This window comes from Chryseobacterium salviniae (genome assembly GCF_035819015.1).
Taxonomy (GTDB): Bacteria; Bacteroidota; Bacteroidia; order Flavobacteriales; family Weeksellaceae; genus Chryseobacterium; species Chryseobacterium salviniae.
Map to the genome: position 1 here is coordinate 35,000 of NZ_JAYLAA010000044.1, position 16,349 is coordinate 51,348.

Here is a 16,349-nt window from a genome sequence, read left to right on the forward strand (position 1 = left end):
AATGGTTATCTTTATTTCAGACTTTCAACTGAAATTAAAAAACTCAAAACTTTAAACTTACATTGAAATGAACTCACGCAGAAAATTTCTGAAAAATACGGCGCTTGCCTCTTCTGCCTTATTATTGAATCCTTTGGATTTAATAGCTAAAGAGACACCCGAAAGTAATAAAATAATTAATAAGCCGATTGTTCTTTCCACCTGGAACTTCGGTTTAAAAGCCAATGAAGAAGCATGGGCGATTCTCGGAAAAGGAGGAAGAGCTTTGGATGCCGTGGAAAAAGGGGTACGTCTCATAGAAAATGATCCGAATGAAAGAAGTGTCGGTTATGGCGGTCGTCCCGACAGAGACGGAAGAGTAACGCTGGATGCCTGCATTATGGATGAAAATTACAACATCGGCTCAGTAGCCTGTCTTGAATATATTAAAAATCCGATTTCCGTAGCAAGGGCAGTAATGGAAAAAACGCCTCACGTGATGTTGGTTGGAGACGGAGCCTTGCAATTTGCCATTTCTCACGGCTTTAAAAAAGAAAATATTCTCACTCCCGAATCTGAAAAAGAATGGAAAGAATGGCTGAAAGACAGCAAATATCAGCCGATTGTAAACATTGAAAATCATGATACTATTGGAATGATCGCAATGGATGGTCAGGGAAACCTTTCCGGCGCCTGCACCACCAGCGGAATGGCTTTCAAAATGCACGGAAGAGTGGGAGATTCACCGATTATCGGAGCCGGTTTATTTGTAGACAATGAAGTAGGAGCCGCAACGGCCACCGGTCATGGAGAAGAAGTCATCCGAACCGTGGGAACACATCTCGTTGTAGAATTAATGCGGCAGGGAAGAACCCCTCAGCAAGCCTGTAAAGAAGCCGTGCAAAGAATTGTACAAATTACGAAAAGACGAAATAAAAATTTAAAAGATATTCAGGTAGGTTTTATTGCCCTCAATAAAAAAGGAGAATACGGCTCATACTGTATTCAGGACGGGTTTAATTTTGCCGTTTACGATCAAAATGGCAACCGTCTGGAGAAACCGGATTTCGCCCTGAAATAAATATAAAGATCAATAGGAACGGGCTTTAGCCCGTTTTTCAAAATAAAAAAACCATTGGCTTTAGCCCAAACTTAAATTACAACGAATGTCAAAAATAGAAATAGCGTGTTTCAATCCCGAATCTGCAATCATTGCTTTTGAAAACGGAGCAGACCGGATAGAATTGTGTGACGGGTTAAGCGAAGGCGGAACTACACCTGCTTTTGAAACCGTACAACAACTTAGAGAAAAAATCAACATCCCGATATTTGTGATGATTCGTCCTCGCGGTGGGGACTTCACTTACAGTGATGAAGAATTTGAGCAGATGAAGTCTGACCTGATTCAATTGAAATCTTTAAACGTTGACGGTTTCGTGTTCGGAATTTTAGATAAAAATGATGAGGTGAATATTGAACGGAATAAAATCCTGGTTGAACTGGCAAATCCTTATCCCTGCACTTTCCACCGTGCCTTTGACCGTGCAAAAGATTTAGAAAAATCTTTGGAAAAAGTCATTGAATGCGGCTTTACAACAGTCCTTACTTCCGGACAGAAACCCAATGTGTCCGAAGGAAAAGAAAATTTGAAAAAATTAGTGGATTTATCTAAAGGCAGAATCGAAATTCTTGTCGGCGGCGGACTTCGTTCATCCAATATCGAAGAAATCCGCGAGTTTACAAAAGCAGCATATTTTCATTCTTCAGCAATTACGGATGGCGGTGCTTTTGCGAATTCCGAAGAGATTGTTTCTTTGAAGAATAAATAAATTTTTCAACTAAAAATATACGTCAAGTTTATCATTCTGAAGAAGGAAGAATCTCAAAACAATATATTTTCAGAAAGACAAATCGTAAAAATGTACATCTTAAATAAGTTTATTGATGAAAAAATCTATACTTTTCACTTTCCTTTTCATACAAATCTTAGCCAACGCACAATTCTATGAGCGCAATTTATCCTCGGAAAAATGGAGTTTTAAAAATGCCAAAGAAAATAAATGGCTCACGGCCTCCGTGCCGGGAACAGTACATATAGATTTGATGAAGAACAATATCATTCCGGATCCTTTCAAAGATGAAAATGAAAAAAAAGTGCAATGGATAGAAAATGAAGATTGGGATTATCAGACTACATTTAGTATTTCTCAAAAAGAATTAAACAATAAGAATATTGACCTTGTTTTTTTAGGATTGGATACCTTTTCCGAGATTTATTTAAATGGGAAATTCATTCAGACAACGGATAATATGTTCAGGAAATGGACAATTCCTGTAAAAGACTTTTTACAGGCCGGTGAAAATAATTTACAGGTAAGATTCAAATCTTCTGTGAATGTAGGAAAAGAATTAGCAGAAAAAGTTCCGTTCACCATGCCGGAATCACCCCGAAGCTTTGTAAGAAAAGCGCAATACCATTTCGGGTGGGATTGGGGTCCAAGACTTGTTACCGCAGGAATCTGGAAAGACGTAAAATTAAATTTCTGGAATAATGCTAAATTTCAAAATATCGCAATAGAGCAGGAAAATCTAAATTCTAAAAAAGCAGAATTAAAAATTTATACTGAAATTGTAGCCGATGAAAGTGGAAAATACAGCATTTCAATTAACGGAAAATCTCAAAATATTTCTTTAAAATCCGGATTGAATTTAATTTCAATTCCTTACCAGATCAACAATCCGAAACTCTGGCAGCCGAACGGTTGGGGAAATCCGAATTTGTATGACCTTAAGATTACTTTACAAAAGAATAAAAGAAATATTGATGAAAAATCCGAGAAGATTGGATTAAGAACAGTCGAATTAATTCAGAAAAAAGACGAACAGGGAAAATCTTTTTATTTCAAAGTGAACGGAAAACCCATGTATGCCAAAGGAACCAACTGGATTCCCGGTGACAGCTTTTCTCCGAGGATGACCAAAGAGAAATACCAAAATCTCATCAAAGACTGCAAAGAAGCCAATATGAATATGATCCGTGTCTGGGGTGGTGGAATTTACGAAGACAATGAATTTTACAAAGCCTGTGACGAGAACGGAATTTTAGTCTGGCAGGATTTTATGTTTGCAGGAAGCTTTTATCCCGCAGATGAAAAATTTCAGAAAAATGTTGAACTGGAAGTGAAAGATCAGATTGAAAGGATTCAGAATCATCCGTCGCTGGCTTTATGGTGCGGAAATAACGAAATAGATGAAGCGATCGTCAACTGGGGGTATCAGAAGCAGTTTAAATATTCAAAAGAAGATTCTTTGCAGGTCTGGAAAGATTATAAGACCATTTTCCATGAAATAATTCCCAAAGCTATAAAAAAATATGCAACAACTGACAAGCAAATCTATTGGGAAAGTTCGCCTTCTATCGGATGGGGACATAAAGAAAGTTTAACGGAGGGCGATTCTCATTACTGGGGCGTTTGGTGGGGCGAACAGCCATTTGAAATATACAATGAAAAAGTTCCGAGATTTGCTTCGGAATACGGATTTCAGGGAATGCCGACACTCGAAGCCACAAAATCGATGTTTTCAGGAAATCCTGAGTTAGATTTGCAAAATGGAATTATCAAAGCGCACGAAAAACATTCAAGAGGTTGGGAAATTATAGAAAATTACATGAAGCGGGACTGTATTGTTCCGAAAGATTTTGTAAAATATAATTACGTTTCCCAATTGCTTCAGGCCCGCGGAATGCAGATTGCCATTGAAGCGCACCGCCGCGCAAAACCTTATAATATGGGCACGTTGTATTGGCAGCTGAACGATTGCTGGCCGGTGGTTTCCTGGTCGTCTATTGATTACCTTGGAAGCTGGAAAGCATTATATTATAAGGTAAAAAGAAGTTTTGAAAATCAGGTGATTTTCACCGAAGAAAAAGACGATGTGCTTGCTTTCTATGCGATAAATGATAATTCGGAAAAGTTTCAGGATCTCTCATTGGATATTGATATTATAAAATTTAATGGAGAAAAACACGGTTCGGCAGGAACAGCGGATAGTGAGACATTAGAGCCAAACAGTATTCTGAAATTTCCTTTTTCGCTGGAAGAAATCATCGGTGATGCAGAAAAAAATGAAATTTTTTTACATGTAACTTTAAAAGATAAAAAAGATGAAAAAATAATAGCAGAAACCAACTATTTCTTCGCAAAGCCAAAAGATTTAAAACTGCCAAAACCCAATATTCAAATTAAGAAAATTTCTTCCACAGAAATTGAAATTTCCACCGATGTTCTGGCTAAAGATGTGTACTTAATAGGTAATACCCATTTCAGCGACAATTTCTTTAATCTGCTTCCCGGAGCTTCCAGAAGAATTAAATTGTCAAAACCGCTTGAGAAAATTGAAGTGATAAGTTTGTGGGATACGATGAATTAAAATAAGCTGAACAACCAAATCAAACCTTCAAGGTTTCAAAAACCTTGAAGGTTTAGCTTAGAAATTGTTAAAATAAAAAAAATTGCAGTTCACAAAAGAATCAATTAATTTTACACTTTAAAAATTTCCCTTTGCAGTACGCCCAGATTGTTTTACCGTTAAATTTAAAAGGATCTTTTACCTATAAAGTTCCTGAAGAACTGCAATCCGAAATCCAGGTCGGAATGAGGGTTTTGGTTCCGTTCGGCGGCAAAAAAATTTATACCGGGATTGTATTTGAGCTTCATGATGACGCGCCGGAAACATTTATTGCAAAAGAAGTCATCAGCCTTTTGGATGATCAGCCGATAGTTCCGCACGAGCAGATCAGCTTTTGGAACTGGCTTTCAGAGTACTATTTATGTGGGTTAGGTGAAATTTACCGTTTTGCATTTCCTTCTTCATTAAAACTGGAAAGCGAAACCTATTTAAAATTAAAACCGAACATTACCGTTGATTTTGAAAACCTCGACGTCAACGAAATGTATCTCATCCAGGCGCTGGAAGTCCGGCAGCTGATCAACCTCACAGACATTGAAGCATTTATCCCGAAGAAAGATATCATCCGAACCATCAATTCTTTAATTGATCTTCAGTATATTGAAATTGACGAAAAAATTGCTGAAAAGTACAAGGCAAAAGAAGTGGCTTATGTAAAAATAAAAAATGAAGTTTTACAAAACCAGAATCTTACGGAAATTCTTTTAACCTTAAAAAGATCGCAGAAGCAGAAAGATCTTTTTCTTCATATTCTCGAAAAGCAGACAGAAAATCCGAATCTTCATATCAAAAAATCAGAGCTTTTTGAAGACGGTTATTTTGGAAGTTCACACTTTAAAAGTTTAGCAGATAAAAATCTGGTCGAAGAATATTACATGCAGAAAGACAGGCTTGAAAGCTATGAAGGCGAGATAGAAGAAATAGAGGAGCTTTCGGAATCCCAGAAAACTGCAAAAATTGAAATTGATGAAGCCTTTGAAGAAGGAAAAAACGTGCTGCTTCACGGGGTTACATCATCAGGAAAAACCCATATTTACCTTGAGAAAATAGAAGAATGCATTAATGAAGGCAAAAATGTATTGTTCCTGCTTCCTGAAATTTCTTTAACCAAACAGATTACCCAGCGATTAGAAAAGAAGTACGGCAGGCAGCTTGGTTTTTACCATCAGAAACTCACCGATTTTGAACGCGTGGAAGTCTGGAGAAGAATCCGCCAGAATGATATTAAAATCCTGATCGGAACCCGGAATTCACTATTCCTGCCTTTCCGGAATTTAGGTTTGATTGTGGTGGATGAAGAGCACGATTCCGCATACAGGCCGCGCGAAGTTTCCCCTTATTTCAATGCTAAAGATGCAGCATTGGTGTTGGGGGATTTCTACCATGCACGTGTTATTTTAGGCTCCGCTACACCTTCTGTTGAAAGCTATTACAATGCGAGGAAAGATAAGATGGCGTATGTTTTTCTCGAAAAACGCTTTGGAAATGTAAAGCTGCCGGAATACGAGCTGGTCAATTTCAAAGAAGCCCAGGATTCCAAAAAAGTTTCCGGGAATTTTTCTTTGCATCTTGTTGATGAAATTAAAAAAGTTCTCGAAGAAAAAGACCAGGTTATTGTGCTTCACAACCGCCGTGGTTACGCCAATGTGGTGGAATGTGAAACTTGTGGCTATGTCAATTACTGCTCGAATTGTGATGTGGTGATGACTTACCATAAAGCAGCCAATGAAATGAAATGCCACTACTGTGGTCAGAGAGCTTCCAAACCTAAAACCTGTCCTAAATGTTATTCTGAAAACCTCAATGAAAGAGGAGTGGGAGTGGAACAGATTCATGAAGAAGTTTCAAAACTTTTTCCTGATCATGAAGTCGACCGCATGGATGTTGATTCCATGAGGAAAAAATTCGCCTACGAAAGACTGTATGAAAAAATCGAAGACCGTGAAACGGATATTGTTGTCGGAACACAGATGATTTCAAAAGGACTGGATTTTAATCATATTGAACTTGTAGCAATCCCTAAAGCGGACTCAATGCTCTATGTTCAGGATTTCAGGGCAGAAGAACGCGCTTATCAATTGATCACGCAGGTATCCGGAAGAGCGGGAAGAGTTTCGGGAGAAGGAAAAATCATCATTCAGACATATCATCCGGAGCATTCCGTTTTTCAGCTGATTAAAATGAATAATCCGGCAAAAGTGTACAAATACATTTTAACGGAACGTAAGAAATTCCATTATCCGCCATTTACAAAACTTATCATGATTGAGTTGAAACACAGAAGGGAAGACAAGGCCAACAGAGCTTCTCAATTTCTCGGCTCTATCTTGAGAAAATATCTTCCGGAAGACTGTGTATTGGGACCGGAAAAGGCACAGATTGGAAAACTTAACAATTTATACCAGTTTCAGATTCTCCTTAAACTTCCGAGAGGAAAAAAATATGAAGAATATAAACAACTGGTTTTAACAAGTTTGAAAGAATTTGATGAAGTTACAGCATACCAAAGCATAAAAAAAGATGTTTTTGTGGATTTTTAACAAATTTTAACAAAATTTATAGGGTTTTATTACAGCGGCCCGTATCTACTTATAGCAATATTTTCTACATTTGGTCGTTGATTATATGTTTGGGGTTTAACTTTTGATTTAACCGATTGATTTTTAATCCATCCAAACTATAGCAAAATGAAAAAATAGATGGTAAATTTCAGAAAGTATATTTCAGGTGTTGCGGTGCTGGCCGCAGGATTTTTCTTTGCCCAGTCCACCGTTTCTACAGTGCTATATGCTCCGGGTTACGAAAATCAGAACAACAGTTTGAATCTGCCCTCACCAATCACATCGATGGTAGAAAAAACGGTTCTTTCGGCAAAAGAGCTTGTAGACATTAATGTAAACACAATGATGACCGATCCGGTGCTTAAAAATGCAACCTGGGGATTCGTAGTGTACGACCCGAAAACGAAGAAGGTAATCTCTTCGTATAATGAAAATACTCCTTTAGTTCCTGCCTCCACCACAAAATTACTCACCACTGAAACGGCAATGAGCATGCTGGGTGAAAATTACCGCTGGAATACACAGCTGGAATATTCAGGAAGTATTGATGAGAACGGAGTTCTAAACGGAAATCTTTATATCGTGGGAAGCGGAGACCCTTCTTTGGGTACCAATAAGGCAGGAGCTTGGGCTTACAGAGATATTATTTCAGATTTTAAGGAAGGACTTTCCCGGGAAGGAATCAAAAAGGTAAATGGTGATATTATCATTCAGACAGCGCTTTTCAAAGGCAATATTACAAAGCTTCCGGAAAATGTTGTATGGCTTGAAAACAATAATTATTATTTGCCTGCAGGTACTACCCGTGAGATCAATCCTGCCAACGAAAAACTGATTGTAAAAAAATCATCCAGCTTCTCTACAGAGAAAAGATTTTTCTACGTTTCTCCTTATAACAACCAGATGGTGTATGCCGACAAATATGAAGGAGACGGCATTTTAACAACAAAGTTGCCAGATGCACCTGCTTATCTTGCTAATAGCTTCAGAACAACTCTGGTGAAAAGTGGAATTCCTGTAACAGGAAAAGTAATTCCGAAAATGACGGATGCCAATCCTGAAAACAGAAAGATGGTTTCAATGTATAAATCTCCTACTTTAGCTGATATTATTTATTACACCAATCAGCACAGTGATAACGGTTTAGCGGAAGCATTATTGAAAACCGTTGGTTTCCAGGGGGTAGGAGACCAGACTACGGAATCCGGAAGAAAAGTAGTAACGGAACATCTGAGGAAAGAAGGTTTTGATATGATGGGATTAAACTACATCGACGGAAGCGGGCTTTCACGAAGCAACAATGTTACGCCGATATCACAGGTAAAGTTTTTAAGTTCCTTAATGGACGAAAAATATTATACAACGTATTTCAATTCATTACCCGTAGGAGGCCAGTCCGGCACATTAAAAAGAATGTTCAACGGAACCGGAAACGGACAGGTTTTTGCGAAAACTGGAACTTTAAACAAGGTAAAAACATTAGCCGGATATATGAAAACCAACACAGGGAAAACTTTAGTTTTTTCTTTAATGGTTAATAATTATGCAGGGTCTGTAGACATGGTGAAGAAAAGAATGGAGAAAATTCTTGAACCGGCTTTGGATTTATAAAATTATTAAAATTTAATTAACATAATAACCTTTTGATCAATGATTGAAAGGTTTTTTTATATCTTTGATATAATTTTTACTAAGTATGAAAAAATTCTATTTTTTGTTAATAAGCATCTTCACCATACAAATGTTGTATGCTCAGAAAAACACAGACAATATTGAAAATAAAGGATTGATTGCAAAGGAAATGAAGTCTTTCGCAAATAAGATGGCAGCCGGAAATATCAATCCGAATACCCTTAATTACGATCTGCAGTACCAGAGGATGGATGTTACCGTAAACCCCGCAGTGTACAGTATTGCAGGATCTGTTACCTCTCATTTTAAACCAAATCAGAATATGAGCAGCATCTATTTTGATCTTGATAATCAGATGACAGTTTCACAGGTTTCCTATCATGGAAATAACCTTAATTTTCAGCAGCTTTCTACAAAGGAAGTAAAAATTGATTTTGCTTCTCCACTGGCTGCCAATGTGCTGGATTCTCTTACCATTACTTATTCCGGTGCGCCTTCACCTTCAAATAATGCTTTTTTTAACGGAATACAAGGCGGAACTGCGGTTTTATCTACACTAAGCGAACCATATGGAGCACAGGACTGGTTTCCCACCAAGCAGAGTTTAAATGATAAAATCGAAAAATTCGATATAAAAGTAACAACCCCTTCACAATATAGTGTGGCAGGTAATGGTAAATTGATGTCTGAAACCCTTCTCGGAAATGGGCAAAAGCTTACTTTCTGGCGAACACATTATCCTACCACAGCCTATCTTATCGCATTTTCAATTACCAATTTTGTTAAATTAAATGACACCATAGGAAACCCGCCTTTTCCTTTTGTGAATTATATTTTTCCGTCTACTTCCACCAATACAACAAGCATGAGCAATATTGAATGGACCAAAACAGTGATGGATACTTTTGAGACCTATTTCGGGCCTTATCCTTTCCGGAATGAAAAATACGGACACATGGAATTCCAGGCAGGCGGCGGAATGGAGCACCAGACCATGTCATCCATGGGAGGATGGTCAAGAGGATTAATTGCCCATGAGCTCGCCCATCAATGGTTTGGGGACAAAGTTACCTGTGGTGCATGGAACGATATCTGGCTTAATGAAGGATTTGCAACTTACGGGGAACACTTAGCCAACGAAAAACTGCTGATGAACAACACCGACTTTTTAAATTACCTGTTGGGCCAGAAAAACTATATTACCAGTTCAACCGGAGGAAGTGTGTATGTGGCCGACTCAAACTTATGGAGTGTAGGAACTATTTTCAACGGGAGATTATCGTATGCAAAAGGAGGGTATGTATTAAGAATGATTAAATGGATTCTGGGAGATGCAGCATTTTACCAGGCTATTAAAGAATACCATTCCAGGCCGGCGCTTGCCTACAACTATGTAAGAACGCAGGATCTGAACGCTTCTTTATTAACTTCAACCGGTAAAGATTTTACAGAATTTTTTAATGACTGGATCTATGGACAGGGATATCCCACCTATAATATCCGTTGGAAACAGGCAGGAAATACATTAACCATTAAAGCTTCACAGACGCAAAGCAACCCTACGGTAAGCTTTTTTGAAATGCCTCTGCCGATCAAAATAAATGGAACCGGTGGCCAGGTTGCTTATTTGGCATTGAATAATACGACCAATGATCAGTATTTCATACAATCCATAGCTTTTCCGGTGGCGAGTGTAGAATTTAATTATGAATACCAGATTCTGGAAAAAAATTCAACGGTCGTGCAGGACAATTCATTATCAGCAGCAGAAACAGTTAAAGATGAATTTGCGCTGTATCCGAATCCTGCTAAAAATGAGATCAATATAAAAGGAATTGACAGACCTGCGGAATTTACAATTTATTTTATAGACGGAAAACTGGTAAGAAAAGGAATGTACCAGCCCGGAAAACCAATCAATATCTCAGAATTTGTTCCGGGGACTTATATTCTCAACATTAATGACAAGAATGTGAAGTTTTTAAAGAAATAAAGTACATTGCATTTAAATAACAAAGCTGTTTCATCCTTGTGAAACGGCTTTTTTTATTAAATTAGCAAATCTTAAAAAATATTAGAAATGATCTCTAAAAAGTATCTTGAAAATCTACAGAACGAACTGCAAAATATTGAAAACGACGGGCTTTACAAAAGAGAAAGAATAATAACTTCTCAACAGAGTGCCGAAATTGAAGCTAACAGGAAAAGACTGCTGAACTTCTGTGCCAACAATTACCTGGGATTATCCAACCATCCGGAAGTGATGAAAGCTTCCCAGGATATGATCGAATCTCACGGGTACGGAATGTCATCCGTTCGTTTCATCTGCGGAACTCAGGATATTCATAAGCAGCTGGAGCAGAAGATCGCCGATTTTTTAGGTCTTGAAGATACGATCCTCTACGCAGCGTGTTTTGATGCCAACGGAGGAGTTTTTGAACCATTATTCACAGAAGAAGATGCGATCATTTCCGATGAGCTGAACCATGCTTCCATTATCGACGGAGTGCGTCTTTGCAAGGCTGCAAGATACCGTTACAAAAATAACAATATGGAAGATCTGGAGGCCCAGCTGATTGCAGCTTCTGAAAAAAATCACCGCTTTAAAATCATCGTTACAGACGGTGTTTTTTCAATGGACGGAATTGTTGCCGATCTGAAAGGTGTTTGTGATTTAGCCGATAAATATGACGCTTTGGTAATGGTAGACGATTCGCACGCCACAGGTTTCATCGGGAAGACAGGCCGTGGAACGCACGAAGCCAACGACGTAATGGGTAGAGTAGACATCATTACTTCCACTTTAGGAAAAGCGTTGGGAGGTGCATTAGGTGGATTCACATCCGGTAAAAAAGAGATTATTGATATGCTGAGACAGCGTTCAAGACCGTATTTATTCTCAAACTCACTCGCTCCGGGAATTGTAGGAGCAGCCTTGAAAGTGTTGGATATGATCTCCGAAGATACTTCTTTGCGTGATAAAGTAATGGAAAATGCAGAATATTTCAGGACAGAAATGAAATCGAAAGGTTTTGATATTCCGGATGGAGATGCGGCGATTGTTCCGGTAATGCTTTATGATGCGCCTTTAGCTCAGAAAATGGCAGAAAAATTAATGGATGAAGGAATTTATGTGATCGGGTTCTTCTATCCGGTAGTGCCGAAAGGAAAAGCGAGAATCAGAGTTCAGCTTTCTGCAGCGCATACAAGAGAACATTTGGACAAAGCGATTGCAGCTTTTGAAAAAGTAGGAAAAGAACTTGGGGTGATTTCTTAATTATAAAGAACTACATGCTGATAAAAACAGGATTTCTATATTTAAGGAAATTCTGTTTTTTTATGCAAAAAAAATACATCATATTACTGCTTATTTTATCTTTAGTTTCATGCAAAACAAAGATCAATCAATATATTAAAGACGAAAATAATGTTAATAAAAGAAATGGCAGATGGAAAGAAGAATATTCCTCAGATGAAGGGATACTTACTGCTTTCGGAAAGTATAAAAAAGGAGAAAAAGTAGGAATCTGGAAAACTTATTTCAACGGAAAGCTAAATGAGAAAAATAAAATTAAAAATACAATTACTAAAACTAAAAAGTATTTTCCAAACGGGAAGTTAATGGAGATCGGACAGTCAAAAATAAATGTGTCTAAGAATGAGCGTCATTGGTTTTACTTTGGTGACTGGAAATATTATGATCAAAAAGGGAATCTCCGCTATATAAAAAAATATACAGATGGAAAAAAAATGGACAGTGTCTCTTTTATAAAATAGGAGATCTTAAAATCTTCAAAACTTTTAATAATAACAGCAAACATAACAAGAAAAATGATAACATTTATTATGTTTTCTATCAAATATTTTTATCATTAACATTATATTTGTCATTATTTTTTTACGATGCTTTACACCATAATAAAAGCGCTTCATATCATCTTCATGGTAAGCTATTTTGCAGGGATCTTTTACCTTGTAAGAATATTTGTTTATTATAAAGATACCGACGAATTTGCCGAGGATAAAAAGAAAATTTTAAGAGAACAGTATACCTTCATGGCGCGCAGGCTCTGGAATATCATTACCGTTCCGGCAGGTGTAATTATGACGCTCTGTGGAATAATAATGATCTTCCTGAATTTAGGATTAATGAAAACCCCTTGGTTTCATCTTAAACTAACATTTCTGATAGGGCTCGCGATTTACCATTACTGGTGCTGGAAGAAAGTCTTGAAATTAAAAGAACTCAACGGTAATACCTTAGAAACCGCCAATATAAAACTAAGACAGGCGAATGAAATCGCAACATTTATTTTATTTCTTGTCGTGTTCACGGTGATTTTAAAATCTCAGGTTATTGAATATTGGTGGCAATTAATCGCCGGATTTTTCGTTCTGGTATTTTTAATTATGATGACCGTGAAATTGGTTAATAAAAAAAAGAAAAAGTAATGATTGGTTAATGGTTGTTGGCTAATGGTTGATCGTAACCTAACAACTAACAACAATCAACTAACAACATTTGACAATAAAAACTATGATTGCAATTTTAAAAAAAGAACTTTGGAGTTACTTCGGAAACTGGAGCGCATGGGTGATCATTGCCGTTTTCAGCCTGATCGCAACCCTGTTTCTGTTTTTTTTCGACAACGATTCCAATATTTTTGAGATCGGGATGGCTTCTTTACAAAGCTACTTTGTTTTGGTTCCCTGGCTGTTAATGTTCATCATTCCGGCGCTTTCGATGAAAACTTTTGCGGAAGAACAGCAGACCGGAACATTAAACTGGCTGTTTTCCCAACCCTTAAAAATTTCAGATTTAGTATTCGGAAAATTCTTATCCGTTTGGGTTGTCGGGATTTTATGCCTGATTCCATCACTGATTTACTTATACACCGTTTATGTATTGGGCGTTCCGGCCGGAAATATAGATCTTGGGATGACGTTCGGAAGTTATATCGGGTTAATTATTTTAATTGCAGCATTTTCAGGAGTAGGAATACTGGCTTCTTCACTTTCCCAGAACCAGATCATGGCTTATCTGTTAGGTGTTTTCATGTGTTTCATCATGTATTTCGGAATCGAGCAATTGGCAAGCTACAAATTGCTCGGCGGCGCAGATTTTATTTTGCAGAACGTAGGTTTTTACCAACATTTTCTTGGCTTTACAAGGGGGCTTATTGACTTCAAGGACGTTGCTTATTTTGTTCTGATTATTGGGATTACCTTAGTTTTGTCCAATCATTTTATTAACAAAAAAAAGTAGAATTATGAAGAAGATATCATTTAAATCTCCGCTGGGAATTTTACTTTTCGTCATACTACCGTTGGTTATTATACTCGCGTTTTCAGGCATCAGATTAGATTTAACCAAAGAAAAAAGATATACGCTTTCAGAAAATACCATCAAAGTATTGGAATCCGTCAATAAACCGTTGATGGTGGATGTTTACCTGGAAGGCGATTTTCCCGCCAGCTTTAAGCAGCTTCAGAGCGAAACGAGGTTCATGCTTGAAGAATTCAGAAAGATCAACCCTAAAATCGATTTCAAATTTATTGATCCCATCAAAACCAAAATGTCTCAGGATACACTGATGGCGATGGGAATGCAGCCTTCCGTACTTCCGGATATCAAAGACGGGAAAGTTTCGCAGATCATGCTGTTTCCGTATGCGGTGGTGAAGTACGATAAAAGGGGTGTTTCCATTCCTTTGGTAGTGCAGCAGACGGGAATTGATGCCGATCAGCAGCTAACGAAATCCATTGAAAATTTAGAATACAATCTGGTTTCCAACATCAAAAATATTTCGGCAAACAGAAGAAAAAAAATCGGTATTCTGATCAATCAGGACGAGCTGAGTCCTACCGAATTTCAGGGATTCATGCAACTGGCTACCGAAAGTTATGATGCAGGACCCATCATTCCAAAAAATCAGACGGAGCTTACACTGGCTGATGTTCCAATGCTGAAGCAGATGAGCGCACTTGTTATTGCAAAACCCAGAAAAGCTTTTACCGACGGTGAAAAAGTGATTCTTGACCAATACATCATGAACGGTGGTAAAACGTTGTGGATGATCGATGCGGTAAATGCGGAAATGGATACGCTGATGAGGTCACAAAAAGTGATGCCTTTCCCGGTAGATATCAACATGACCGACTTCTTCTTTAATTATGGAATAAGAATCAACCCGGCTTTGGTAAAAGATGTAAAGAAATTTGCGTTGTTAAGGTTAGTGACCGGTGAAGTGAGCGGAAATCCTCAGTACACAAGCCTTCCGTGGCCGTATTTTCCATTAGGAATTGCAGAAAATAATAATCCAATTACCAAAAATATCAATCCGGTAAAATTTGAATTCCCGACTTCCATTGATACGTTGGGTGGAAGAAAAAATATTAAAACGAATGTCCTTTTTGAATCCAGTGAAAGAACATTGCTGAAACAGGTTCCGAATTATGTGGATCTGAAGGAGATTTCCAGTGTCGACAGTCTCGGGCAAATGGAAAAGCCAAGCACCCCGAAAATTTATGCAGTTGCGCTGGAAGGAAAATTCAACTCAGCCTATGCTTCAAGGATTGAAAGAAAATCGTACCCGAATTTCAAAAATTCAAGTCCTGAAAATAAAATGATCGTCATCGCCGACGGAGATGTAGGCCGAAATAAGGTTTTGAAAGGCGAGCCGCTTCCTTTGGGTGTAGATCTGCTCACCAATGAACAGTTTGGTAACGAACAGTTCCTGAGAAATGCCTTAGATTACCTTCTGGACGACAGCAATTTGATGGAGCTTAGAAACCGAAACATCGAAGAAAGGCTTCTGGACCGACAGAGAATCACCGAGGAGAAAAGCAACTGGCAATGGTTTAACTTGCTGCTGCCGCTACTAATCATCGGGATTTTAGGAGGCTTGTTCTTCTGGCTGAGAAAGAAGAAGTTTGGATAGATATAGAAAAAGAGAAGTTTTTGGCTTCTCTTTTTTATTTTTATTGCGTTGATCGTCGATCATTTTAATTGGATTTTGTCTTGTGTCGAAAATGTCACTGATAACTATATAATTTCCATTTACTTTATAAATAATTTTAAAGTTCTTACTAAGAATATAACGGTATTAATCATTTAGTTTTTCAAGATATATTTCAATTTGCCCTGATTTTGGATTTTGAATGAGTTGCTTTGTTGAGTGTAAAATCTGTTTTCTGATTTTATGTGCAACTTTTTTATTCGTTTTTTCAGCGTAATATTCAAAAATTATTTTTAGATTTTCAATAGCAAAATCTGACTATATAATTTTCATAGATTACCAATTTGTAGATAGATTTTCTAAATCTTCCTGAGTCTTAAATCTTCCATTTTTAAAGTCATCTTCAGACTTTTCGATCCGACTTATTAATTCCTCCATAGTAAAAGGAACAAAATCAGAATGATCTTCTTTCTCCATTTTAGATAAAATATATTCCTCAATTTTCTCAAATAAACTTTCATCCTGCAGTTGAGCGAGATAGGTAATTAAGTTTAATTTTCTGGTTTGAATATCCATAACTGAAATATTTAACTCAAAATTACAAATTAAATTTTAATACCAAACGCATTTAAAATGGTAGTATTAATCAAAAAAGTAACAGATAATTGTTTTAATCAATGACGAAGCAACGTACGTACGTCAGTTTGAGTGTTTTTCGCAGCACAGCGGAGAAAAATGTATCGAGAAC

General features: G+C 37.4%; 12 protein-coding genes. 11 read left to right on the forward strand and 1 reads right to left on the reverse strand.

From position 1 onward, the window contains the following. Positions 1 to 67 precede the first annotated feature (67 nt). The 11 genes from SOP96_RS13740 (at position 68) to gldG (ending at position 15,583) form a co-directional block, all read left to right on the forward strand. Positions 68 to 1,060, forward strand: a complete 993-nt coding sequence (locus SOP96_RS13740; protein ID WP_326321501.1) for an isoaspartyl peptidase/L-asparaginase family protein — start codon at positions 68 to 70, stop codon at positions 1,058 to 1,060. Between the two features lie 85 nt (positions 1,061 to 1,145). Then, a complete protein-coding gene (locus SOP96_RS13745; protein ID WP_326321502.1) occupies positions 1,146 to 1,808 on the forward strand; it encodes a copper homeostasis protein CutC in 663 nt (220 codons plus the stop codon). 115 nt (positions 1,809 to 1,923) lie between these two features. Beyond that, the gene (locus SOP96_RS13750) at positions 1,924 to 4,410 is read left to right on the forward strand and encodes a beta-mannosidase (protein WP_326321503.1); all 2,487 of its coding nucleotides are present in this window, start codon (positions 1,924 to 1,926) and stop codon (positions 4,408 to 4,410) included. A 131-nt stretch (positions 4,411 to 4,541) separates the two neighbouring features. Next, a complete protein-coding gene (gene priA, locus SOP96_RS13755; protein ID WP_326321504.1) occupies positions 4,542 to 6,989 on the forward strand; it encodes a replication restart helicase PriA in 2,448 nt (815 codons plus the stop codon). Positions 6,990 to 7,148: 159 nt separating this feature from the next. Continuing rightward, entirely contained in the window at positions 7,149 to 8,621 is a 1,473-nt protein-coding gene (dacB, locus tag SOP96_RS13760; protein ID WP_326321505.1) for a D-alanyl-D-alanine carboxypeptidase/D-alanyl-D-alanine endopeptidase, read from the forward strand. 85 nt (positions 8,622 to 8,706) lie between these two features. Continuing rightward, positions 8,707 to 10,635 carry a M1 family aminopeptidase gene (locus SOP96_RS13765; protein WP_326321506.1) on the forward strand — a complete coding sequence of 643 codons (1,929 nt, stop codon included), beginning with the start codon at positions 8,707 to 8,709 and terminating at the stop codon, positions 10,633 to 10,635. An 87-nt stretch (positions 10,636 to 10,722) separates the two neighbouring features. Then, positions 10,723 to 11,919 carry a glycine C-acetyltransferase gene (kbl, locus tag SOP96_RS13770; protein WP_326321507.1) on the forward strand — a complete coding sequence of 399 codons (1,197 nt, stop codon included), beginning with the start codon at positions 10,723 to 10,725 and terminating at the stop codon, positions 11,917 to 11,919. A 62-nt stretch (positions 11,920 to 11,981) separates the two neighbouring features. Continuing rightward, positions 11,982 to 12,419 (forward strand): hypothetical protein, encoded by a 438-nt coding sequence (locus tag SOP96_RS13775; RefSeq protein ID WP_326321508.1) that lies wholly within the window; start codon positions 11,982 to 11,984, stop codon positions 12,417 to 12,419. A 126-nt stretch (positions 12,420 to 12,545) separates the two neighbouring features. After that, positions 12,546 to 13,094, forward strand: a complete 549-nt coding sequence (locus SOP96_RS13780) for a CopD family protein (protein WP_326321509.1) — start codon at positions 12,546 to 12,548, stop codon at positions 13,092 to 13,094. Between the two features lie 85 nt (positions 13,095 to 13,179). Further along, entirely contained in the window at positions 13,180 to 13,908 is a 729-nt protein-coding gene (locus SOP96_RS13785) for an ABC transporter permease (protein WP_326321510.1), read from the forward strand. Between the two features lie 4 nt (positions 13,909 to 13,912). Continuing rightward, positions 13,913 to 15,583: a gliding motility-associated ABC transporter substrate-binding protein GldG gene (gldG, locus tag SOP96_RS13790; protein ID WP_326321511.1), complete on the forward strand. Its 1,671-nt coding sequence runs from the start codon at positions 13,913 to 13,915 to the stop codon at positions 15,581 to 15,583. 354 nt (positions 15,584 to 15,937) lie between these two features. On the opposite strand, the gene SOP96_RS13795 is transcribed toward gldG, so the two are convergent. Next, positions 15,938 to 16,177 (reverse strand): hypothetical protein, encoded by a 240-nt coding sequence (locus SOP96_RS13795; RefSeq protein ID WP_326321512.1) that lies wholly within the window; start codon positions 16,175 to 16,177, stop codon positions 15,938 to 15,940. Between the last annotated feature and the right edge of the window lie 172 nt (positions 16,178 to 16,349).